Here is a 20,522-nt window from a genome sequence, read left to right as displayed (position 1 = left end):
CGGCGTGCGGCCGGGACGTCCGTACCGCCGCTCACTCGACGGGAGTGATCCGCACGGCGGCCTCGAGGGCCGCCGCGATGCCGGCCTCCGCCGCCGCCTTGTCGATCCCGAGACGGGTGAGCACCCCGCCGCCGTCCTCCTGCTCGAGGAGGGCGAGCAGGATGTGCTCGGTGCCGATGTAGTTGTGCCCCAGCCGCAGCGCCTCCCGGAAGGTCAGCTCCAGCGCCTTCTTCCCCTCCGCGTTGTAGGGGATGAGGTCCGGCACGTTCGGCACCGCCGCCGGCAGCACGGCGGCCACCGCCTCGCGGACCGCCGCCAGGGTGACCCCCTGCGCGGTGATCACCTTGGCGGCCACCGCGTCCGGCTCGGCGAGCAGCCCGAGGACCAGGTGCTCCGGGCCGATCTGTGGGTTGCCGGCGGCACGGGCCTCGTTCTGCGAGGCCATCACGACGTTGCGGGCACGCGGGGTGAACCGGCTGAAGCCCTCGCTCGGATCCATCGTGGTTTCGCCCCCCTTCGACACGAAGCGCTTCTGGGCGGCCTGCTTGCTGACGCCCATGCTCCGGCCGATCTCGGTCCAGGAGGCGCCCGACCGTCGGGCCTGGTCGACGAAGTGGCCGATCAGGTGGTCGGCGATCTCACCCAGGTGGTCGGCGGCGACCACCGCACTGGAGAGCTGGTCGAGGGTGTCGGGATGCACGCGCTTGATCGCCTCGATCAGGTCGTCGAGGCGCACCTGGTTGTTCATCTGGACAGGATTCGTCATGCGTCAACCATAAGTTGACGATCTCGCAAAGTCAACCCGAAGTTGACGCGACACGGACGTCAGGTGCCCGACGTCGGGTAGGCACGAACCGCGGCGGGATCGACGGCGGCCCAGACCGGCGCACCGGCGGTGAGCCGCAACCGGGCCACGGCGGCCGGGGGCACGTCGGCGGCCACCGACAGCGGACCGGCCAGGCGTACCCGGAGGTTGTCGCCGTGGTGCTCGACGTCGGCGACGGTGGCCGCCCAGGTGTTGCACCCGGCCTCCCCCGGCGGGTGGGGATGGAGCACGACCGCCGACGGCGGGAAGGCGACGAAGGCGTCCCCGTCGCCCCGGTCGGCGGTGGTCAGCGTCAGCCCCTCGCGCAGCCGGACCCGGTTACCGGTGGCGTGCCCACGATGCAGGTTGAGCCCGACCAGCCGGGCCACGTAGTCGGTGCGGGGGCGGGCGGCGACGGTGGCCGCGTCACCCTCCTGCACCACGACCCCCGCCTCGACGACGACCAGCCGGTCGGCGAGCACCAGGGCGTCCAGCGCATCGTGCGTGACCAACAGGGCCGCTCCCGGGTGGACGGCCAGGTGCCGCTGGAGTTCGGTCCGGGTGTCCAGGCGGGTCCGGGCGTCGAGAGCGGCGAGCGGCTCGTCGAGCAGCAGCAGCGCCGGCCGGACCGCCAGCGCCCGGGCCAGGGCGACCCGCTGCGCCTGCCCGCCGGAGAGCTCCCGGGGCCGGCGGGCGGCGTATCCGGCCAGGCCGACCCGGTCGAGCCACTGCCGGGCCGACGCTCGGGCCGTCCGCCGGTCGAGCCCCTGCCGTCGAGGCCCGAACGCCACGTTCTCCTCGGCGCTCAGATGTGGGAAGAGCAGGTAGTCCTGGAACACCACGCCGACCCGGCGGCGCTCCGGCGGCGTCCACGCTGCGTCGGCGGGCCGGTCGAGGTCCCGGCCGTCGAGAGTGACGTGCCCGGCGGTCAACGATCGCAGACCGGCGAGGGCCCGCAGGGCGGTGGTCTTGCCGGCCCCGTTCGGGCCCAGCAGGGCGACCACCTCACCGGGGGCGACCCGCAGCCGGACGTCGAGACGGAACGCGTCCCGCTCCACGACGAGGTGGGCGTCCAGGCCGCCGGTCACCGGACAGCCCAGCGGTCGCGCAGCGCGGCGAGGATGGTGACCGAGACGACCAGCAGCACCAGACTCAGCACGATCGCCGCCTCCAGGTCGGTCTCCAGGGCCAGGTAGACCGCCAGTGGCATGGTCTGCGTGGTGCCCGGGAAGTTCCCGGCGAAGGTGATCGTCGCGCCGAACTCGCCGAGGGCACGGGCCCAGCAGAGCACCGCCCCGGCGGCCACCCCGGGCGCCACCAGCGGCAGGGTGACCCGGGTGAAGGTGCTCCAGCGGCCCGCGCCGAGGGTCGCGGCGGCCTCCTCGAAGCGGCGGTCCGCGCCGCGCAGGGCCCCCTCCACCGCGACGACCAGGAAGGGCATCGCCACGAAGGCCTCGGCGAGCACCACCCCGGCGGTGGTGAAGGGCAGCGTGACGCCGAACGTCTCGTCGAGCCAGCCGCCGAGCAGGCCCCGCCGGCCGAAGACCAGCAGCAACGCCACCCCGCCCACCACCGGCGGCAGCACCATCGGCACGGTGACCAGGGCGCGGACCACCCGCCGGCCGGGGAACTCGACCCGGGCCAGCAGCCAGGCCAGCGGCACGCCGAGCAGCAGGCAGAGCAGCGTGGCCAGGGTCGCCGACACCAGCGAGAGCCGCAGGGCGGTGAGCACACCGGGCTCGGTGAGCCGGCCCGGCAGATCCGTCCAGGGCGCCCGGACCAACAGTCCGACCAGCGGCAGCACCAGGAGGAGCAGACCGAGGGCGGCCGGCACGAGCAGCACGATCGGCACCGGCGACCGCGTGGCCCGAGGGGTACGGAACCGCATCGGCGCTACGGGGACTGCAGGCCGGCGGCGGTGAGCGCCGCCCGACCCCGCTCGGACCGGACGTGGTCGACGAAGGCCCGTGCCCCGGAGCGGTTCGGGGCGTCGGCGAGCACGACGATCGGATAGTCGTTGACCGCACGGGCCGACTCGGGGAACTCGACTCCCTGCACGTCGTCCGCGCCCCGGACGTCACTGCGGTAGACCAGCGCGGCGTCCACCTCGCCGAGAGTGACCTTGGACAGCGCGCCCCGGACGTCCTGTTCGAGGGTGACCGGGGTGAGCGCGACCCCGGCGGCGTCGAGCACGGTGCGCGCCGCCGCACCGCAGGGCACCTGCTCGGCGCAGAGGGCGACCTTCGTCCCGGGCCTCGTCAGGTCGGCCAGCCCGGAGACCCCGGCCGGGTTGCCCTTCGGCACCGCGATGACCAACTGGTTGCGGGCGAAGACGACCGGTGTGCCGTCGCCGTTGCCCGCGTCGGTGACGGCACGCATCGGGGCGGGCGCGGCCGAGGCGAACACGTCGGCCGGAGCACCCTGGTTGATCTGGGTGGCCAGGGCGGAGCTGCCGGCGAAGGTCAGGCGCACCCGGGTGCCCGGCCGGTCGGCCTCGAACTCCCCGACGATCGTGGTGAACGCGCCGGTCAGCGACGCCGCCGCGAAGACGGTGACGGTCTCCCCCGCCCCGCCGGCGGAGCCACCGCCGCCGCACCCGACCAGCAGGGCCGACGCGACCACGCCGGCCAGGACGCCGCGTACCCTCACGCCCCCGTCCTCCCCCGCGCCGCCGACGGGCGCTCCACCACCACCGTGGTCGACTTGATCACCGCGACCGCCACCGCGCCGACCCGCAGGTCCAGCTCGTCGACGGCTTCCCGGCTCATGAGCGACACGATCCGGAACGGGCCGGCCTGGATGTCGACCTGCGCCATCACCGCGTCCTTCGTCACGGCGGTGACGATGCCCCGCAGCCGGTTGCGCGCCGAGGAAAACTCCGACCGGTCGTCGGGCTCGGCGGCCTGGGCCCGGACGAACGCGGCCAGCTCGACCCCGTCGATCACCCGGTGGCCGTGCGTGTCGCGCCCGGCCGGCAGCCGGCCCCCGTCGACCCAGCGGCGTACGGTGTCGGCGCTCACGCCGAGCAGCTCGGCGGCCTCCCCGATCCGGTAGCTCGTCACCGGGACACTGTAACGCCCGCATCTACCAGCTGATGCATCTGTTCACCCTCGCGAAAGCCAGCTATGCCCCTTCGCATACCTGGCAGGTGCGAGCGCTTTCAGCGTCGCCCGGCGACCGGCACGGCGACCTCTCCGGCGAGGGATCTGCCGTCGGCGTCGAGCGGGGTCACGAGCACCGTGTCCACGCGAACCGGCGGAGCGGGCACCACCAGGACCGTCCCGACGTGGACCGTCCCGTGCCAGGCATGGCCGTCCGCCCGCACACCGAGCGTCCGGGCCCCGGCCACCGGAACGCGGACGAGCAGACCACCGAGAACCTCGCTCGCGGAGTACTGGTCACCGCCGCCCCGGGCGCCGACCCCCGCCTCGCGCCGGCCGCCCCGGAGCGCCTCGACGTACCAACCGGAATCGCCGACCCACAACCGCAGGCGGCGATCGTCCGGCAGGGACACCGCGTCGGCGAGCCGGTAGCCCTCGGGTGGTTGCCTGTCGGTCACCGCCGGAGCGTCGGACCGGTCGGGAACGACCAGCACGACCGCCACGAGCGCCACCGCGACGGCGGCACAACCGGAAACGCTGCGGACGAGCGAACGGATGTCGACCCTCATCGCCCGATCGTCGCACCGGTGCCCCCACCGGCACGCCCCCTGCTTCCGAAGAAAGTTCGGCGCGGCGGTTCACGGTAGGCCGCCTCCGCCGCTCTTCACTACGACGACGCGCAACGGTCGCGAACGAGCGGAGTGAGGTGCGGTGGACAGTGTTACCTGGGGGTGGATCGGTCTGGCGATCGTCGCCAAGGCCAGCACGGTGTTGGCGCTGTGGATCCGGCTCCGGTGGCGGGTCCGCCAGGAGCAGGCCCGCGGGGAGACCCTGGTGACGCTGGCCGCGGCGCTCGCCGCCGGTGGACAGGTACGCGACCGGCGGGCCGACGGCTCCTGCTGGACCCTGACCGTGCCGGCCCGGACGGGCGGTGATCACCGTGGATGAGCACACCGGGCAGCCGACCCGGCCCACGGGCCACCGGTCGACGGCGACAAACCCACCGGCGCACCGGGACGTCCTGGCACCGGAGGCCGTCGCGGCGTTCAGCGCCTTCTACCGCAACGAAGTGGGGCGACTGGTGGCGTTCCTGGTCTGGCAGGGCGCGTCCGTGGCGGACGCGGCGGACGTCGCCCAGGAGACCATGCGCCGGGCCCTGGAGCAGTGGCACATCATCCGCAGCCCGGGCCCGTGGACGCGCCGCGTCGCCTCCCGCGAGTACGCCCGACGCATGGCCGCGACGGTGGAGTTGCCCGCCGACGACCTGGCCGGCCGCAACCCCCTGCTACGCGCCTCCCCGTCCGAGATCGCGGTTTGGGAGGCCCGACAGGAGGAGCTCCGCCTGCTCCGTCACCTGCCCTCCCGGCAACGGCAGGTGATGGCCTGGACCCTGGAGGGCTACCAACCGGCCGAGATCGCCGAGCAGTTGCGGATGACCCCGGAGGCGGTCAGGAGCAGCCTGCTCAAGGCACGGCGGACGCTGGCCGCGCTGCTCAGCGAGGAGCCGGACCGGCGATGACCGGAGGGGGAGGAAACATGGACCGGACGGTATCCGTGGACGCTGTCCACACCAGTCTGGGCACGATGGGACGGGATGTCGCGGCGGTGCTCGACGTCGAGGCCGGACTGCGCGACATCCTGCTCCCGGTCCGGTACGCCGCCCTGGCCGGCGACCTCGCCGGCCTGGTCGACACCGAAGCCGGCCTGGCCGCCCTGATCGGCACCGACCACTGAGGTTCCGCCAACCCGGCTTGGGTGGTTGCAGGGGTGGTAGCAGGGGTCCCCTGTTACCGCTTTTTGCCGAGCAGGGGACCCCTGCAACCACAGCGGAAAGCGGGTGCCGTCCCGTCGCCGTGCACAATTGCACCCCCACGCGCGGGTGAATCACTACCATGCGGACATGTGCCGGTACGCCGAGACCATTTACAAGGTCCACTACGTGTGCGTGTCGTGCCGGCGTAGCCACAAGTACGCCTGGGACGGCGCGACGCACCCCTGCACGTCGTGCCGGGCGCCCATGGTCTTCGCGGGACACGACTTCGCGGCTCCCCGTCGGCGGAACGACTCCGGGTGGGCCGCGGTTGCGGCAGTTCTGGGGGCGGGACTGCGCTACGAGGGTTTCGAGGTCTGCGGGTGCGGGCGGGAGCCGAAGTTCCGGCCACGCACGCGCGCCCAGGTCCGGCAGCGGCGTCGGATCGCCAGCCGCCTCGGGTTGCCGGAGGCTGAGGCGATAGCTGCTCGGGATCCGTACGACCTTGGTTGACGCTGCGAGGTTCGTCCGACGCCGCTCGCTGAGCGTGTCCCGGCTCTGACACTGAGCCCCGGTCGGATGACCGGTAGAGGGCGCTGACGCCCCAGACGGTAACAAGGGCGCCAGCGCGACGTGCGCGACCTCAGGCAGGCCAGGTCGTCATATGCTCCGCTGGCCGATGAGCCTGACGAACCAGAGGTAGACACCCACACAAATGAGCAGGACCGACGACAGAACGAGATGCGCCAGCCGCGATGGCCGGCCCATAGGCATGCATATTATCGCCAACGCGCAACGACCATTCCATTCTGGACACCCCGAACCTCATCGCCGGGCGACCACGGCGCTTCGCACCCGCTCACCCCGTCCTCCGGGGCTCCAGCGCGGAGGGCCGGTGACGACGTGGCGGTGTCTTGTGGCCCGACAGCCGAGGTCCGTCGACGCGGTGACGCGACGCGTCGAGGTCGGACGAGGCGAAACTGACACACGCCTCCGGCATGATCGCTCTTTGTGTCGAACTACACGGAACTTCTGGTGCGCATCGCTGCCCGGGCTTGCGACGACGAGCCCACGACGCCGCTCACCGGCACCCTGCCAGCTCCGCTCCCCCAGCACACGATCGACCGCGCCGAAGAGCAACTGGGCTTCAAACTGCATCCTCTGCTCGCGGCGGTCTACCGGGACCTCGCCAACGGTGGCTTCGGTCCCGACTATCAGCTACTCAGCCTGACGGACGGCCCAACCTCCGAGCAGGCGGTCGAGTGCTACCTCCAGGCTCGGACCAACCACGCCGGCACCGAGTGGGCCTGGCCGGAAGGGGTCCTTCCGATCCTGACCTGGGGCTGCGGCATGTACGCGTGCGTCGACTGCCGAAGCGACCAGGGAACGGTTCTTCTCTTCGAACCCAATCCGGGAGATCCCGATGCGGCCTGGTGGATCGACTCGCCCAGCCTGGCGGCGTGGTTCGAGCACTACGTCAACGACACAGGCTGGTGGGTCAAGGCCGAGGAGGGCGAGGATCCCGACGAGATGGCACCCTGGCCAGAAGCAAAGGAACGCGCGGCCGACTGACCGCCGCGATCCGTACGGGACTGGACACCCGAGCGGAGGCGCTCACCGGCTCGTCACGCGCGGCTCGGTTCGCTCCCTCGGCCTACCCTCGGCCTTTCGCTGATCCCCGCTCCGAACTCCGGTGCCGGGTCTGTCCCAGGGCGACGAGAACCAGGTGGCACGGCTCGTCCGCCGCGACGTGGCCTGGCAGGGTGCGCGCACAACGCCGCGACCAGCGTCGTCTTTCCGGTCCCGTGGGTTCCGGAAGTTCCGATGCGCATCCGCGCTCCCGCCCCTTCGGAGAAGTGCCGGGCCGATCATGTGTGGTCTTCGCACGCGAAAGACTTGCCGCGACGCCAGCGCGGGCAGCGCAAGCCGCTTCGATCGACGACCCGCTAACGTGATGAAGCTGCCCACGTGACAGAGCATCCAGGGTGGCGACACCAGACCACCCGTGTGGTGCAGGGACCGTGACGGTCAGAGAGGCAGCGACATGTCCGGTGCGCAGTTGTACGACACCATCGGAGCCACCTACACCGTGACGCGGCGTACCGAACCGCGAATCGCCGCAAGGGTCTGGGCTGCGCTCGGCGATGCGCGGACGGTGTTGAACGTCGGGGCCGGCACCGGCTCCTACGAGCCCACTGACCGCTACGTCCTCGCGGTGGAACCATCGGCGCTCATGCGTTCGAAGCGCCTCCCGGGAGCGCCGCCGTGCCTGGTGGGATCCGCCGAAAGCCTGCCGTTCGATGACCAGTCCTTCGACGCGGCGATGGCTTTCGCGACCGTTCACCACTGGCCGGACCCGATCGCGGGCCTACGCGAGATGCAGCGCGTCGCCCGCCGCGTGGTGGTGTTCACGCACGACACCAGCGACACCGGATGGCTTCGTCGGTTCTGGCTGACGCGCGACTACCTGCCTGAGGTCGCGGACCTCGTTGCCGGCCGGCCCTCGCTGACCGAGCTGGCCGGCGCGATCGGAGCCCGCACGGAGCCGGTGCCCATTCCGTGGGACTGCGTCGACGGCTTCTTCGAGGCCCACTGGCGCCGGCCCGAGGCCTACCTGGACGAGAACGTCCGTCGCGGCGTGTCGGTCTGGGCCAGGGTCGGGCCGGACGTCGAGCAGCGGGCCGTGCGCGCCCTTCGTGGCGATCTCGCCTCGGGCCGCTGGGCGGAGCGCAACCGTGGGCTCGTCGACCTCGACGCCGCAGAGCTTGGCCTTCGCCTGCTTGTCACCTGATCCCGCCCCGTCCGGGTACGACGTCGGATCCCCGCCACGGCCCCTTGGCCGCGCGTCCACGATCAGTGATTCGAGCATCTTCGGTATGGCCGGCTGCCACAATCTGCCCTGTGGTAAATGAGGACGACGGGGCATCCGATGGCAGGTCAGCGCCAGCGCCACGCGGCATTCGACCGCTACGCGAGGGCGTCGGCGTAACCAGCGTGGAGCTCTTCTTCGATCTGGTGTTCGTCCTCGCGTTCATCCAGGTCGTTGAGTTGATGGACGACGACTTCACCGGTTACGGCGTACTGAACGGGATGCTCGCGCTGGCCCTGTTGTGGTCGACGTGGTCCATCTATGCCTGGTTGGGCAACAGCCTCCAGACTCGGGTCGGGCTGATCCGGATCGCGCTGCTGTTCGTCACGGTGGTCACCCTGGTGATGGCGGTGTCGGTCCGGCAGGCATTCACCGATCTCCAGGGCGCGGCTGTCTCCGGCCCAGTGGTGTTCGTCGCGTGCTTCGTGGTCGTTCGGCTGGTGCATCTGGCACTGCGCTGGTACGCCGTTCCCGACACGAGGCCGCGCATCGTCCTGGTGATCGCCGCGCCGCTGTTCATCGCCTCCGTCCTTCTGCTCTCCGCCGCCGTCATGCCGCAGCGACTGTTCGACGACCCGTGGTTGGTCAAGGCAAGTCAGACCGGGCTCTGGATGCTTGCCGTCATCGTCGACTACGGCCGCGCCCTGGTGATGCGGTCGTGGGGGTGGCACATCATCTCGGCCCGGCACTGGGCGGAGCGGCATGGCCTCATCGTGCTCGTCGCCCTTGGCGAGTCGCTTATCGCGGTTGGTCTGACCAGCAGCAGCGTGCCGATGACGGGATCGCTCATCGCGGCCCTCGTCTTCGCCATCGTCACCGCCGCCGCACTGGGCTGGACCTACTTCGACGTCGTCGCGATCGCCGCCGAACGGACGCTGATCCAGAACCCCGTCCAGCGCCGGGTCGCCTACGCCCGTGACGCCTACAGCTACCTGCATCTGCCGATGATCGCCGGCATCATGCTGTTCGCCGTCGGACTGCACAAAGTGGTGGAGATCATCAAGGCCAACGAACTGGTCCGCTCGCCCGTGCAGATGGACGGCCTGACCTCCTACGCCCTCTACGGTGGAACAGCTTTGTTCCTGCTCTCCCACGTCGGCTTCCAACTGCGGATCACCCGCCTGCTCAAACGGGTCGTCTGGCCGCGACTGATCACCGCAGCGCTACTCGTGGCGCTCATCCCGGCCGCCGGCCAGCTGTCGGCGGTGGTGGCGCTCGGCCTGCTGGCGGCCGTCTGTGTCAGCCTGGTCATCACGGAGATCCTCGTCGCCAGCGGGCAGCGCAGAGAACTACGTGAGGCCGCTCTGGCGGGGGGCTTTCGGCCAGAGGGCCCTTAGGCCTGTGTCGAAGTCGGTTTCAGCCACTCGTTGATGGCGGCGAGGTGGCTGGTGGCTTCGTAGCGGACGGCGAGTTTGTCGAAGCGGGTGGCGACGGCCCGAGCCGACTCAAGCCCTGACACCGACTTCGACGCAGGCCCTAAGGCGTGTTTCGTAAGAGGTTGTCTCACGTGGCAAGTCTCGCGAGCTTCTTGTAGCAGGTCAGGGCGGTGGCCATGGCCAGGCCTCGGCTCTGCCGGTCGTTGCGGACCACGTACGGGATCTTGAGACCACGAGTAGCCCATGGCAGGCTCATGCCGCATGATCGATGATTTCGCGAAAGCCAACCTGCACGGGAGACTGCGGCGGGACCGCAAGGCGCTGCTCTGGAAACTCGACGGCTTGTCCGAATACGACGCCCGCCGACCTTTGACAGCGACCGGGACCAACCTCCTCGGCCTCGTCAAACACGTGGCCACCGTTGAGGCCAGGTACTTCGGCGAGGTCTTCGACCGCCCTTCCCCGGAACCGCTGCCCCGGTGGCAGGACTCCAACGGCAGCGATCTGTGGGCGACCGAGGACGAGACCCGCGATCAGATCATCGCGTTCTACCGGCGCATGTGGGAACACTCGGACGCGACGATCAACGCGCTTCCCCTCGACGCCCCCGGCCACGTGCCGTGGTGGCCGGAGCCTTATGCCGACACGAACCTGTTCGCCATCATGGTCCATGTCCTCGGCGAGTCCATCCGGCATGCCGGGCACGCCGATATCCTGCGCGAGGGCCTCGACGGCCGGACCGGGTTGCGCGCCGAACACGAGAACCAGATCGACGAGGAGGCCCGTGCAGCCTACTGCGCGAAGATCGAGCAGGCCGCCAGGTCGGCTGACGAGGCGGCATGACCTGACCGACGGGCAGTGGGCTGTTTTGGCTCCGCTGCTGCCTGCCGCCCCGAGGACAGGTCGTCCGCCGAAGTGGGAGAAGCGACAGCTCATTGATGGGATCCGGTGGCGGATCCGCATCGGCGCCCCATGGCGGGACGTCCCGGCTGAGTACGCGCCCTGGCCCACCGTCTACGGCCTGTTCCGCCGGTGGCAGCGGGACGGGACCTGGGACAAGATCCTGTCGGCGTTGCAGGCCGCGGGCGATACGCAGGGCCGGATCGGTTGGACGGTGAGCGTGGACTCGATGACCAGCCGCGCCCACCAACACGCCGCCGGCGCCCGCACCGACGGGCATCTGCAGAAGGAACCGCCCGGCGGCGTGCACGACGAGCCGGCCGATCATGCGCTGGGCCGCTCGCGGGGCGGGCTGACCACCAAGACTCACCTGGCTTGCGAGCAGGGGCAGAAGGTCCTATCCCTGACCGTGACCGCCGGGCACCATGGTGACAGCCCGCAGTTCATCCCCGTCCTGCGCAGCATCCGCGTGACCCGCCTCGGCGTGGGCCGGCCCCGCACCCGCCCCGACCTGGTCCTGGCCGACAAGGCCTACACCAGCCGCGGCAACCGCGGCCACCTGCGCTCACGCGGGATCAAGGCCTGCATCCCCAGCAAGAACGACCAGGACGCCCACCGCAAAGTCAAAGGCTCCAAGGGCGGGCGCCCGCCTACCTTCGACAAGGGCCTCTACCGGCTACGCCACGCCGTCGAGAACGGCATCAACAGACTCAAACGCCACCGCGGCGTCGCCACCCGCTACGAGAAACTGGCAGTCCACTTCCAAGCCGTCCTAACCATCACGATCATCACTGAGTGGCTCTGAACCGGTTTATGAAACACGCCTTAGACCTGTTGAGGATCCGCGGAGGTGAGTCGCCTCCGCGCATCCTTGCGTCGGCGGCCGCCGTCAGGGGGCGGATGGCGTCATGATCGATAATTTAGTCAGGTTAGCAAGGTCGGCTGTTGGCGTAAGCTCCACCGTGGTCGCGCCTGCCGCCTTGTCCGCAGACGCTCGCCCGATCGTGACAGCACCAACCTGATTGCTCTGCTGGGACGGATCCGGCATCAAGACACGGTTGGTCTGGTAAACCTCACCGTCTGCGGGAACGCCTTCCATGACCAGCTTTCCGCCGGTGCCACGCACGGAACCCGGAACATTACTGATATTCGTGTACACCTGGCCGGCGAATCCTGTGCTGGTAATGAGGTCGACAGTGGCTTCGCCGCGGACGGTATCGACTGCCGTTACGCGTCCGACCAAACCTTCAGCGACGACGGCTAGCTGCCCCCGCCGGACTTCCTGATCCTTCGGGAACGCCACGATTATCTGTTGGCCGTTCCTGCCGACCACCTCAGCGGGTACGGCCCGCGCGTCGCCGTCCACACCGTCCTCACCAGGTACCTCGAACACCTTCGTCAGGCTGGCGAATGGTCGCTTCGGCTTGATGAACCCCGCGATCGTCGTCGTCTGGGCGGTCGCAGCGATCGGGAGTCCTTTTACAACAAGGCGACTGGTGGGTCCGTCCGGTTCTTGTATCATCTCATCATCGACTGCGGTACTCGACACCCGCACCGCTGTCACGCCCGGCATGGCAAGGGCAATGGCATAGGTGCCCCAGGGGTCATTACTAACCTCGCCGGCGGCCCCGGACAACCGTGGACTGACCAGACTTATCACCTGGGTCTTCACCGGGTCGGGCGCCGGCCGATCAACCCGCATCCGCAGGGCGTCCGCCGCACCGGAATCACCGGTGAAGATCGCCAACCGCGCGTCGCCCTGCTTGTCGTATCCCTGCAGGACGACCACCGTAGAGCGCAGGCGTGGATGGCGCGTCGCGACAAGGGCCCGAACATCAGTGTGCGGGCCTGCCGAATTGGTACGGTCCCAGACGCTGGTGGCCTCACGTACCAGGCCAGCGTCCACGTTTCCCACCGGGGACCAGCCCAGGAACGGCCCATCCGGCGGCGGTGCAGCGAGTTGCGGTGTGGACCCGAATGCGACAACCCGAAACATCGTCACCAGCACCGCCAAGCACACTGCGGCCGCGGCTCCGGCGGCGATACGCCGCCGCCCGCGACGCCGGGCTGCCCGCCGCATGATCTTGCCTTCATAGCCCTCGGTCGGTACCACCGACTCGGCCAGATCCGCCAGGCCGTCACGCAACTCGGTCGTGTTATACATAGCGCACCTCTTGATCAGCAACACAATCGGCCTCAGCCCACTGCTTACGCAGAGTCTGCAGGCCCCTTGATGAAAGACTCTTGACCGTGCCAACCGAACAACCCAGTACGTGCGCTGTGTCCTGCTCGGACAGGTCCTCGTAGAAGCGCAGTACGACGGCGGCACGCTGTCGTACTGGCAGCCCCTCCAACGCCCGGCGGAGCAAGTCCCGCTGTTCCACCCCCACGTACTCGTCGCGTGCTTGCCTCTCCACCAGCCGACCCAAGGGCTGTTCCCACCAGGATCGACGCCGCCTCCAGGTCACGAAGGTGTTTACTAGAATGCGCTGAACGTAGCGATCGACGCCTTCTGCGCGTTCCAGCCGAGACCACGCCACAACCGTCTTGGCCAACGTCGTCTGGACCAGATCCTCGGCTTTCCCTCGGTCTCCGCACAGCAGGAAGGCGGTCCGGAGCAGCGATCCGTAACGTGCCCGTACAAAGGCTGTCACCTCCTTATCCTCGCGATCGCGCATCAGCCCCCCGCCCCCTCAGTCTCAATCTCACGGCCACTACTTACGCTCTCGACCCCGGCAAACGTTGCCGTGACTCCGGAACTTCTTGGTGATCGACCATCTCCACCCGCCCGCCGTGACGGCGATGCGCAAACGCGCCACCCAGTGCCGAGCAGGCCGAGCCGGCAGACCATGGGCTCGACCGATCTCGGGGCGGCTGGACCACCAAGACGCATCCGGCGTGTGAGCAGTGCCCCACAGGCTGATGGCCATGGCGGTGACCGCTGGGCAGCGCGGCGAAAGCCCACAGTTCAGCCCCGTGCTGGTCAAGGTGCGTGTGGCCCGGAACGGGAGCGGCCGGCCGCTGAACTGGCCGGACACGGCGCTGTCCGACAACACGCAGAAGATCCACAAGCCGGCTCAAGCCCTCGCACCGACTTCGACACAGGCCCTAGATCTGACCGGCGTCGCCCGAACGGCCAGCTCGGGAATCGTCGTGATCGGAATCGAGGGTCCGACGCTCGGGGTCGTCTCGGCCGGGTGAGGTAGCACTTCGCTGCTGAATTCCTTCGGCGGTGCGGAGAACGTCGCGGGCGGCGGTCGCCGCCGGGCAGCCTGCGGTCCGGCAGATCGGGCATCGTCCGCCGGGTCCGGGTCGATGGTCGCGGAGGATCGCGCGGGCGGTGAGGATCAGCCGGTTACGGATCTGCGCCAGGGACAGGAACGGTGCCGTCATCCTCAGCCCACCCCGAGGGCGGCGGCGAGCTGGACGAGCGTCACCGGAGCGGCGGGGTCGTGGGCCACCTGGGCAAGCATGTCCCGGCCCGCCGGTCGGTGGCGGACCTCCGCCGACGCAACGCGGTCGGCATCCATCAACACCCGGCCCGCGCTGACCGGATCGTCGACGTGGAGATACGCGCGGGCCGCGTCGATCAGGTACGCGGCGCGATGCTCGGCGGGCAGCCATCGCCAGCCGTCCCGCGTGATCACCTTCTCGTGCCAGGCCACTGCTTCCCCCGCGTCGCCCAACTCCACCGCCACGGCGACCCGGGCCAACTCCACCGCCGTCGGCCCGAACCCGGTCCGGTAGTGGTCGTGACCATCCCCCACCCACGAGGCCATGTCGGCGGCCTCGTCGATCAGCTCGACGGCGGTGCGATCGTCCCCGTCGCGGGCAGCGGCCAGGGCAGCCTGCACCAGCAGCGTTCCGCACAGGGACAGCTCCGGTGGGGTGCCGTACTCGATCACCGGCGGGGCGATCCGGTAGGCAGCGGCCAACATCACCGACTTCGCCACCCTCGCCTGCCCCGACTCACGTAACACCTGACCGAGTTGCACGGCAGCGGCGGCTACCGACACCCGGTCACCGGTAGCCGCGACCATGGCCCGGTCGACCGCCAACCACGCCAGGCCGGGTTCGCCCAGCTTCATCAGCAGCGACGCGGTCACCCGGTACGCCTCCACCAACGGCACCCGACCCGCCACGGGATCGCGAACGTGGGTGCGCTGCGCGTCCGCCAACACCCCCGGCACCAGGTCGATCATCTGCGGGTAGCGGGCGTGCTGGAAGGTGGTCCACGCATGGGCGACATCCCGCGCCAGCTCGTCGGCCGGCAAGACGAGGCGGCGGGCCGCCGGCCGCCCTAACACGATCTCGTACGTCGACAGAGCCGCCCGGATCCGGGCAACTCCCTCGGCCCGCTCTGTCACCTCAGCGGGTTGGACGTCCTGGCCGAGGAGAACCGCCGTGTCGATGCGCAGGACGACGGCGATGTCCTGAAGGGTCGACACCTTGTCCAGCGACCGAACGCCTCGCTCGACCTTGTCGACCCAGCTCTTGGACTTGCCGAGCCGGTCGGCCAACACCTGCTGCGACAGCTTCCGCCGCCCCCGCCAGTACGCCACCCGACGACCGACCGGCAGCAGGTCACCGCTGTCCACGACGCCACCGCCGATCCGGCACGGCACGGGTGATCTCCTCGGGCGGTATCCGCTCCGCCTCGGCCCGCGCAAGAAGCCGTTGCCGCGCCGCCTCCCGCTCGGCGGCCTCCACCTGCTCGCCCCGGCTGACCGCCGGCTCGTCGCCATGACCCTGCATCCCCACCTCCGTTGGCACGGGGCAACGGCAAGCTCATGGAAGGACCATCACCGCCGCGCCCGGCGTCGACGACCAGCTATCAGGCAACAGCAGGTCACCACACCGCCACAGACTGTCGTGGCTGAAGGTGATCACCCAGGTACGGATGGTGCGATGGAAAGATCGCGCCTCAACGACTCGGACGTGACGTACCAGTCAGCGCGAGCAGCCCATCAGCTCGGCCAGGCCCGCCAGTTCGTCCGTCATCGCTCGACGGCGACCCGTTGCGATGCGGTCCACGGTGTCTCGCGCGTACCGCTGCTGCCGTAGCCAGGTGGGTGCGGTGTTTCGTAACTGCGTCAGCACCGCCGTTGCCTTCCCGTACCGCCGCAACTCCGCGTACGCCCACGCCACGTCCAGCCGGTGCCGCCGCCACGCCGACGTGCTGATGGTGGGGACGGGCGGAACCAGCGTGGACAGCTCCAGTACCCGGCCCGCGTCGCCAGCCACGGCTGCGGCCTCTGCCCGCTGCATCTGCACCTTGGCGTTGTCGAACCCACCCACCAGCATCAGGTGATCAGAGGCGGGCACCTGTTCACCGATCCGAGCCGCAGCGGCAGCGGCGACGCCGATGAGGTCAGCCACCTCATCCGGCCGATTGTCCCTGGCCTGCGCTGCGGCGGCACTCAGCAGCAGCCACCCCCACGCGGCGAGGTCAGCCGGCGTCGCCCGAGACAGTCGCGGCTCGACCTCGTCAGCGGTGACGACCGCCAACTCGGCCGCCTCGCAGATGCGTCCCTGGCGCATCAGCAGCCAACACATCGTCCGGATGACGGTGGCCTCCACGACCTGATCCCCGGAGCGCTGCGCGGCGTCGAGGGCTCCCGAGAGTGCGGTGTGCGCCAGATCGTCGGCTCGCAGTTGGATCAGCAGACCGCCAGCCAGGTGCTGGGCGCGGGCGAGCAGGTCATATGCCTCAGCATGCCTCTCATCACCAGCGAGACTGACGGCAGCGCGTACGTTCAGCAGCAACGGCGGCACCACCCTCAACGCGACGGCGTAGTCACCAGCGTTGTAGACCCGATCAGCGGCGTGCAGGTTCGCCCGCAACGTGGCTAGGCCGGGCGGCTCAGCCGCCGGCACGACCAGCGGGACACCACCGAGCCCCCGCACCGGGGCGACCACCCGGCGAATCTCCCCCAATGACAACTGCTGGTGATCCGGCTCTCCCCGAGCAGCAGCCTGCGACGCATCACCCAGCAGCGCAGACGTCGACACGCCCAGGGCACGAGCAAGCGCATGCAGGGTATCGAGGCGAGCCGCACCCCGGCTGCCCTGCTCCAGCTTCCGGATGACCTCAACACTGACACCGGACCGCTCGGCAAGCTGCTCCTGCGTCAGTGTGGACTCACGGCGGACTCCCGCAAGGCGATCACCGAGGGTGGGCTTGGTCATGCCATCTCCCGCTAGGTCGAACGACACCCACCGGCATCAACCCGCTTGGCTGTCACTTCGGACGGTACACCCGAGCGCGATCACAAGGGGTGCCCCGATGCCCACTCCCCGCCATCACCATGCGCCACTGATCACCAATGTCCCCTCGGCCAGGCCGTGTACTTCCACCGAGCGCTGTGCCACTTCGGCGTCGAGCACGAGTTCGTGATCTACCCCAGGGAAGGCCACCGGATCGGGAACGCAACCACCACCTCGACGCTAGTGTCCTGAGTCCGTAGTTTCCTGTTAGTTCGGTGTGGGTGCGTTACCTGGACCGAGGTTGCCGCCGGTCGTATTGACCGTCGAGGAACGCCGAGCGTTGGAGTCGTTGACACGGCGGCGGACGACTTCGTCCAGCTTGTCGGCTCCAAGCACTGGAAGGTGTACCCCCAGATCAGACCGACACCTGACGAGAGCAAGGGCCGAAGACGTCCTTGATGTCGTAGTGCAGCTCTAGGCCCTTCTCGCCGGGGGGCGTGATAAAGACGTACGAGTCGACCGGGCAGCGGGGTGACTGGCTCAGGCTCCGGCACGCCTCCTGCACCCGAGGTGAATCGTCCTCAAAAGAGTCAAGCATCAACGTAGCGCCCTGCCGGAACTCAGACAGCAGACGCTCCAGGTCGACGGCGTCTGTGATGATGCCGTGAGCAATGCGCACCGCGTGGGTGAAGCGCTCCGCCGGGACGGGCCGACCTCCCTTAACTAACCGGACGTGAGGCGGCCGAAGAGCGCTGCCAGTCAAGGTCGCGAGTACATTCGTCACCCCGAAAAGGTCGGCCGTGGCATCCCGCCAGGTACCTCTGCGCAGGATCGGAGTACGCCCCCAGTGGTCCCTGGCAAAGGTGCCCTTGTCTCCGACGAGCTGGGTGAGAATCGGATCATGGGTCATAATGCTCCTTGGACATTACGGGCGAGCGGATCGGTGCTCGCTTCCGGATCTTCCTCAGGTCGGGTGGTCGGCGTTGTCCGGAGCTTGATCGCCGCGTATCCGGCGGCGACCAGGAGCGCGACTGACGGCAGCGCGATGCCCCAGCGGACACCAAGGTATTCGGCGATAGCACCCACGACGACGGCCCCGGGCGGGATGAACCCCATATACGCAGCGTTGTAGGCAGCCAGCACCGGTCCCTGTTCGCTGTCACTGGCGCGATGTTGGATGAAAACGACGACGGTCGTGGTGAACAGGGACAGCGCCATACCAACGCCGGCCATCGCGGCACCGAACCAGACGGAACTAGTGGCCATCGCGGCGAACAGAGCCATAACTCCGAACGCAGTTGCCCAGGTCACGTACTCGCCGGTGGTGGGCGCGGATCGCCGGGCCGAGACGACGCTACCAACGATCGCACCTACTGCAGTGCACATGCCGATCAACCCATAGGTAACGGAGTCGTCATGCATAACGGTGACAACCATCAACGGGCCGGTAATCTGGAACTGGTAGGCAAACCCGCCTAGCAGCAAGGTGAGAAGAAGCGCTGGACGGATCGCCTGGGGGATCCCGTTGAGCCGCGCCTCACTGCCGGATCTTTGGCCGGTGACCGTCGCGCCACCGATCGAATCGCCACGCACGCGTCGCACATAATTCAGAGAGAAGACCACCGCCAGGTACGACACGGCGTTGAGGAGAAACACCCACCCCTCGCCGATGCCGGCAATCAGGAATCCGGCCGCAGCCGGGCCAACGATACGGGCCCCGCCTACTGCCGTGGAGTAGGTGCCAACCGCACGGCGCAACCGCTCAATACCGACTAGATCCTTCATGAACATTTGTCGCGCTGGAGAATCGACCACGTGGACACACCCGAGCAGCAAGGCCGTCGCGCCGATCCACCAGACACTAGCCCATCCGAAAACAAGCAATGGCACCGCAAGCAGGACCGAAACCGCCATCTGGGCATACTGGGTGACAAGGAGCGTGCGGTGACGTGACATCCGGCCAACCACCCGCCCAACCGGTCGAATCAACACCAGCATGGGCACGAACTGGACCGCCGCCACGAGGGAAAGGACTAGGGCGTTTCCTCCCGCCACCCGGTTGACCAGCCAGTAGAGCGCGGTGTACTCCATGAACGTCCCGAAGCTCGACACCGCTTGGCCGGAAACATAGGCCCTAAAAGCCCTGTCACCTGCTAGCCCTCCGTGAGGGCTGTTCCCCGACGATTCCATCTGCACTCCAGCTGACAACCAACCTCGGATACTTGTAATCGGAGGGTAGCAGAGGGTTTTTGACCGGCTGCGGATAGCTCACGCCGAGCACATAGACGGGGGACTCATCGTTGCGCGACCCCCGAGCGCCTTCTCCAGAGCGGTGTCGAAAAATGCGGCCGTCTGAAACGGACAGAGGCCCAGCGCCGTAGCTATAAGGGAAAATGTCTGACCGTAGTGCCCGGCGTCATACATCACGAGCCGACACGCGCGAGGGTGCCGGCACTTCCAGGAAAGGCGCCTGATGCGCGCGGTGGTAAAACAGGTGAAGGCCGCACCGGTGCACTGCCTCTGGCCATAGGTTACCCGGCCCACCGCATTCCTGCCGAACCCAGGATCCAACAGTTCCAGACAATGGCGGCCCGCATGATAGTGATACAGTCCGGCCGGCACCCCATCGACAGCCAGAACAGCGACGTAGCACTCCACCTCGTGACGTCCACCGGCAGAAGGACTCGACCGCGGCTGCTACATACCGAACAGTTCTGCGTCGACAAACCGTTGCGGACACCAGGCTTCAGCCAAGATCATCGAGAGATGGTCGAGAGCCGCCGGCTGGCCGATGAAGTCACGGTGAGTACGACGGCGCTTCAACGCCTCCGTCAGACCCATCTCAACGTCGGTGCGCACCCTCGGAAGACGCAGCGCAGGGGCGGAGGGGTACTCCTTGAACAGCGGCTCCGGCTCACCGTCGGAGGTAATCGCCTCAGCGAGCACATGACGTTCCTGCGCCGTGTCTGGATAGTTCGCGTCACAGATCAGTTCGTGGAAGTGACGATCCTCCGCACCCCAACTCTCCCACTCCCCGAGGTTCAAAATATCGCCGCCCTCGCAATCGCCAGAGATAAGAAGTTCACTCCTGATGAGCATCTCGACGGCACGGTTAACATCGGAGATATCTACCCCAGGGGCGGGGTGCGGTTGGACAGGGGAATCACGGCAGGGTAAGGCAACTTCCGGTTAGGACACCGGTTTTGGTCGACTGCTGTCTTACCGGAAGCCTCGCCCTACGTCGATCCCCGCCCTGCCCACCACCCGCAACCAGACCCGTCACCTTGGAAGGGCTCAATGTTGAAGTGGACATTTGGACCGGCCTGACCACTGCCTACTGCCTGCGCCGCAGCGCCACGGGTACCGAAACGGTGGCAACGCCTCAATGCGGGACGCGCTCTACTCGACATGACAGCACTTAGTACTGCAACGGCAGTTGGTTACGGGTAGCCGCGTCGTCGGTAGTGGCAGGTTCGGGCTTGGTGTTGGCGGCGGCGTCGCCATCGGGACCAGG

The 20,522-nt window shown here is 68.7% G+C and carries 23 protein-coding genes and 2 pseudogenes; 9 read left to right on the top strand and 16 right to left on the bottom strand.

The annotated features are described in order from the left end of the window. Positions 1–31: 31 nt before the first annotated feature. The 6 genes from ACIBJE_RS29260 to ACIBJE_RS29235 all read right to left on the bottom strand — a co-directional run bounded on the left by ACIBJE_RS29260 (position 32) and on the right by ACIBJE_RS29235 (position 4,475). Positions 32–766 carry a Clp protease N-terminal domain-containing protein gene (locus ACIBJE_RS29260; RefSeq protein WP_396753503.1) on the bottom strand — a complete coding sequence of 245 codons (735 nt, stop codon included), beginning with the start codon at positions 764–766 and terminating at the stop codon, positions 32–34. 59 nt (positions 767–825) lie between these two features. Beyond that, positions 826–1,893, bottom strand: a complete 1,068-nt coding sequence (locus tag ACIBJE_RS29255) for an ABC transporter ATP-binding protein (RefSeq protein WP_396753502.1) — start codon at positions 1,891–1,893, stop codon at positions 826–828. Beyond that, positions 1,890–2,693: an ABC transporter permease gene (locus ACIBJE_RS29250; RefSeq protein WP_396753501.1), complete on the bottom strand. Its 804-nt coding sequence runs from the start codon at positions 2,691–2,693 to the stop codon at positions 1,890–1,892. The genes ACIBJE_RS29255 and ACIBJE_RS29250 overlap by 4 nt, the downstream gene beginning before the upstream one ends. A gap of 5 nt (positions 2,694–2,698) precedes the next feature. Beyond that, positions 2,699–3,454 (bottom strand): molybdate ABC transporter substrate-binding protein, encoded by a 756-nt coding sequence (gene modA, locus ACIBJE_RS29245; protein WP_396753500.1) that lies wholly within the window; start codon positions 3,452–3,454, stop codon positions 2,699–2,701. Then, complete coding sequence (locus ACIBJE_RS29240; protein WP_396753499.1) at positions 3,451–3,867, bottom strand: molybdopterin-binding protein; 417 nt, start codon at positions 3,865–3,867, stop codon at positions 3,451–3,453. Before ACIBJE_RS29240 ends, modA begins: the two co-directional genes overlap by 4 nt. Positions 3,868–3,965: 98 nt before the next feature. Then, positions 3,966–4,475 (bottom strand): hypothetical protein, encoded by a 510-nt coding sequence (locus tag ACIBJE_RS29235; protein WP_396753498.1) that lies wholly within the window; start codon positions 4,473–4,475, stop codon positions 3,966–3,968. Between the two features lie 142 nt (positions 4,476–4,617). Between ACIBJE_RS29235 and ACIBJE_RS29230 the strand changes: the two genes are divergently transcribed. The 6 genes and pseudogenes from ACIBJE_RS29230 (at position 4,618) to ACIBJE_RS29205 (ending at position 9,862) form a co-directional block, all read left to right on the top strand. Further along, positions 4,618–4,854 (top strand): hypothetical protein, encoded by a 237-nt coding sequence (locus ACIBJE_RS29230; protein WP_396753497.1) that lies wholly within the window; start codon positions 4,618–4,620, stop codon positions 4,852–4,854. After that, the gene (locus ACIBJE_RS29225) at positions 4,847–5,425 is read left to right on the top strand and encodes an RNA polymerase sigma factor (protein ID WP_396753496.1); all 579 of its coding nucleotides are present in this window, start codon (positions 4,847–4,849) and stop codon (positions 5,423–5,425) included. Before ACIBJE_RS29230 ends, ACIBJE_RS29225 begins: the two co-directional genes overlap by 8 nt. A gap of 17 nt (positions 5,426–5,442) precedes the next feature. Then, positions 5,443–5,640, top strand: coding sequence for a hypothetical protein (locus ACIBJE_RS29220; RefSeq protein WP_396753495.1), 198 nt, complete (start codon positions 5,443–5,445; stop codon positions 5,638–5,640). A 1,027-nt stretch (positions 5,641–6,667) separates the two neighbouring features. Continuing rightward, positions 6,668–7,228 carry an SMI1/KNR4 family protein gene (locus tag ACIBJE_RS29215; protein WP_396753494.1) on the top strand — a complete coding sequence of 187 codons (561 nt, stop codon included), beginning with the start codon at positions 6,668–6,670 and terminating at the stop codon, positions 7,226–7,228. Positions 7,229–7,706: 478 nt separating this feature from the next. After that, positions 7,707–8,447, top strand: a pseudogene (locus ACIBJE_RS29210) (class I SAM-dependent methyltransferase); the annotation flags it as partial. A 203-nt stretch (positions 8,448–8,650) separates the two neighbouring features. Beyond that, positions 8,651–9,862, top strand: a complete 1,212-nt coding sequence (locus tag ACIBJE_RS29205) for a low temperature requirement protein A (RefSeq protein WP_396753493.1) — start codon at positions 8,651–8,653, stop codon at positions 9,860–9,862. Positions 9,863–10,028: 166 nt separating this feature from the next. On the opposite strand, the gene ACIBJE_RS29200 is transcribed toward ACIBJE_RS29205, so the two are convergent. Continuing rightward, positions 10,029–10,157: a hypothetical protein gene (locus ACIBJE_RS29200; protein ID WP_255474673.1), complete on the bottom strand. Its 129-nt coding sequence runs from the start codon at positions 10,155–10,157 to the stop codon at positions 10,029–10,031. Between the two features lie 5 nt (positions 10,158–10,162). Here ACIBJE_RS29200 and ACIBJE_RS29195 point away from each other — a divergent pair, with 5 nt between their 5' ends. Both ACIBJE_RS29195 and ACIBJE_RS29190 read left to right on the top strand, forming a co-directional pair. Then, positions 10,163–10,744, top strand: a complete 582-nt coding sequence (locus ACIBJE_RS29195) for a DinB family protein (protein WP_363898818.1) — start codon at positions 10,163–10,165, stop codon at positions 10,742–10,744. Further along, complete coding sequence (locus ACIBJE_RS29190; protein ID WP_396753533.1) at positions 10,728–11,606, top strand: IS5 family transposase; 879 nt, start codon at positions 10,728–10,730, stop codon at positions 11,604–11,606. Before ACIBJE_RS29195 ends, ACIBJE_RS29190 begins: the two co-directional genes overlap by 17 nt. Positions 11,607–11,690: 84 nt before the next feature. On the opposite strand, the gene ACIBJE_RS29185 is transcribed toward ACIBJE_RS29190, so the two are convergent. Both ACIBJE_RS29185 and ACIBJE_RS29180 read right to left on the bottom strand, forming a co-directional pair. Continuing rightward, positions 11,691–12,965 (bottom strand): rod shape-determining protein MreC, encoded by a 1,275-nt coding sequence (locus ACIBJE_RS29185; RefSeq protein WP_396753492.1) that lies wholly within the window; start codon positions 12,963–12,965, stop codon positions 11,691–11,693. Then, the gene (locus tag ACIBJE_RS29180) at positions 12,958–13,479 is read right to left on the bottom strand and encodes a SigE family RNA polymerase sigma factor (protein WP_396753491.1); all 522 of its coding nucleotides are present in this window, start codon (positions 13,477–13,479) and stop codon (positions 12,958–12,960) included. Before ACIBJE_RS29180 ends, ACIBJE_RS29185 begins: the two co-directional genes overlap by 8 nt. A 250-nt stretch (positions 13,480–13,729) precedes the next feature. Between ACIBJE_RS29180 and ACIBJE_RS29175 the strand changes: the two genes are divergently transcribed. Next, positions 13,730–14,002 carry a hypothetical protein gene (locus tag ACIBJE_RS29175; protein WP_396753490.1) on the top strand — a complete coding sequence of 91 codons (273 nt, stop codon included), beginning with the start codon at positions 13,730–13,732 and terminating at the stop codon, positions 14,000–14,002. 194 nt (positions 14,003–14,196) lie between these two features. On the opposite strand, the gene ACIBJE_RS29170 is transcribed toward ACIBJE_RS29175, so the two are convergent. From ACIBJE_RS29170 to ACIBJE_RS29140, 7 genes and pseudogenes are all read right to left on the bottom strand, one after another. Beyond that, positions 14,197–15,399: a helix-turn-helix domain-containing protein gene (locus tag ACIBJE_RS29170; protein ID WP_396753489.1), complete on the bottom strand. Its 1,203-nt coding sequence runs from the start codon at positions 15,397–15,399 to the stop codon at positions 14,197–14,199. Further along, positions 15,386–15,556, bottom strand: a complete 171-nt coding sequence (locus ACIBJE_RS29165; protein WP_396753488.1) for a hypothetical protein — start codon at positions 15,554–15,556, stop codon at positions 15,386–15,388. Before ACIBJE_RS29165 ends, ACIBJE_RS29170 begins: the two co-directional genes overlap by 14 nt. Positions 15,557–15,751: 195 nt before the next feature. Further along, on the bottom strand, positions 15,752–16,990 hold the full coding sequence (locus ACIBJE_RS29160) for a helix-turn-helix domain-containing protein (protein WP_396753487.1): 1,239 nt from the start codon (positions 16,988–16,990) through the stop codon (positions 15,752–15,754). A 433-nt stretch (positions 16,991–17,423) separates the two neighbouring features. Continuing rightward, positions 17,424–17,918, bottom strand: a complete 495-nt coding sequence (locus ACIBJE_RS29155; protein WP_396753486.1) for a hypothetical protein — start codon at positions 17,916–17,918, stop codon at positions 17,424–17,426. After that, positions 17,915–19,198 (bottom strand): MFS transporter, encoded by a 1,284-nt coding sequence (locus tag ACIBJE_RS29150; protein WP_396753485.1) that lies wholly within the window; start codon positions 19,196–19,198, stop codon positions 17,915–17,917. The genes ACIBJE_RS29155 and ACIBJE_RS29150 overlap by 4 nt, the downstream gene beginning before the upstream one ends. Before the next feature lie 78 nt (positions 19,199–19,276). Continuing rightward, positions 19,277–19,687: pseudogene (locus ACIBJE_RS29145) on the bottom strand (SagB/ThcOx family dehydrogenase); the annotation flags it as partial. A gap of 18 nt (positions 19,688–19,705) precedes the next feature. Next, on the bottom strand, positions 19,706–20,107 hold the full coding sequence (locus ACIBJE_RS29140; protein ID WP_396753484.1) for a hypothetical protein: 402 nt from the start codon (positions 20,105–20,107) through the stop codon (positions 19,706–19,708). Positions 20,108–20,522: the final 415 nt, after the last annotated feature.

The sequence above is a fragment of the Micromonospora sp. NPDC050187 genome, from assembly GCF_044459745.1.
Taxonomy (GTDB): domain Bacteria; phylum Actinomycetota; class Actinomycetes; order Mycobacteriales; family Micromonosporaceae; genus Micromonospora.
The sequence above is the reverse complement of the archived record's forward strand: the minus strand, read 5'-3'. Positions and strand labels throughout refer to the sequence as shown.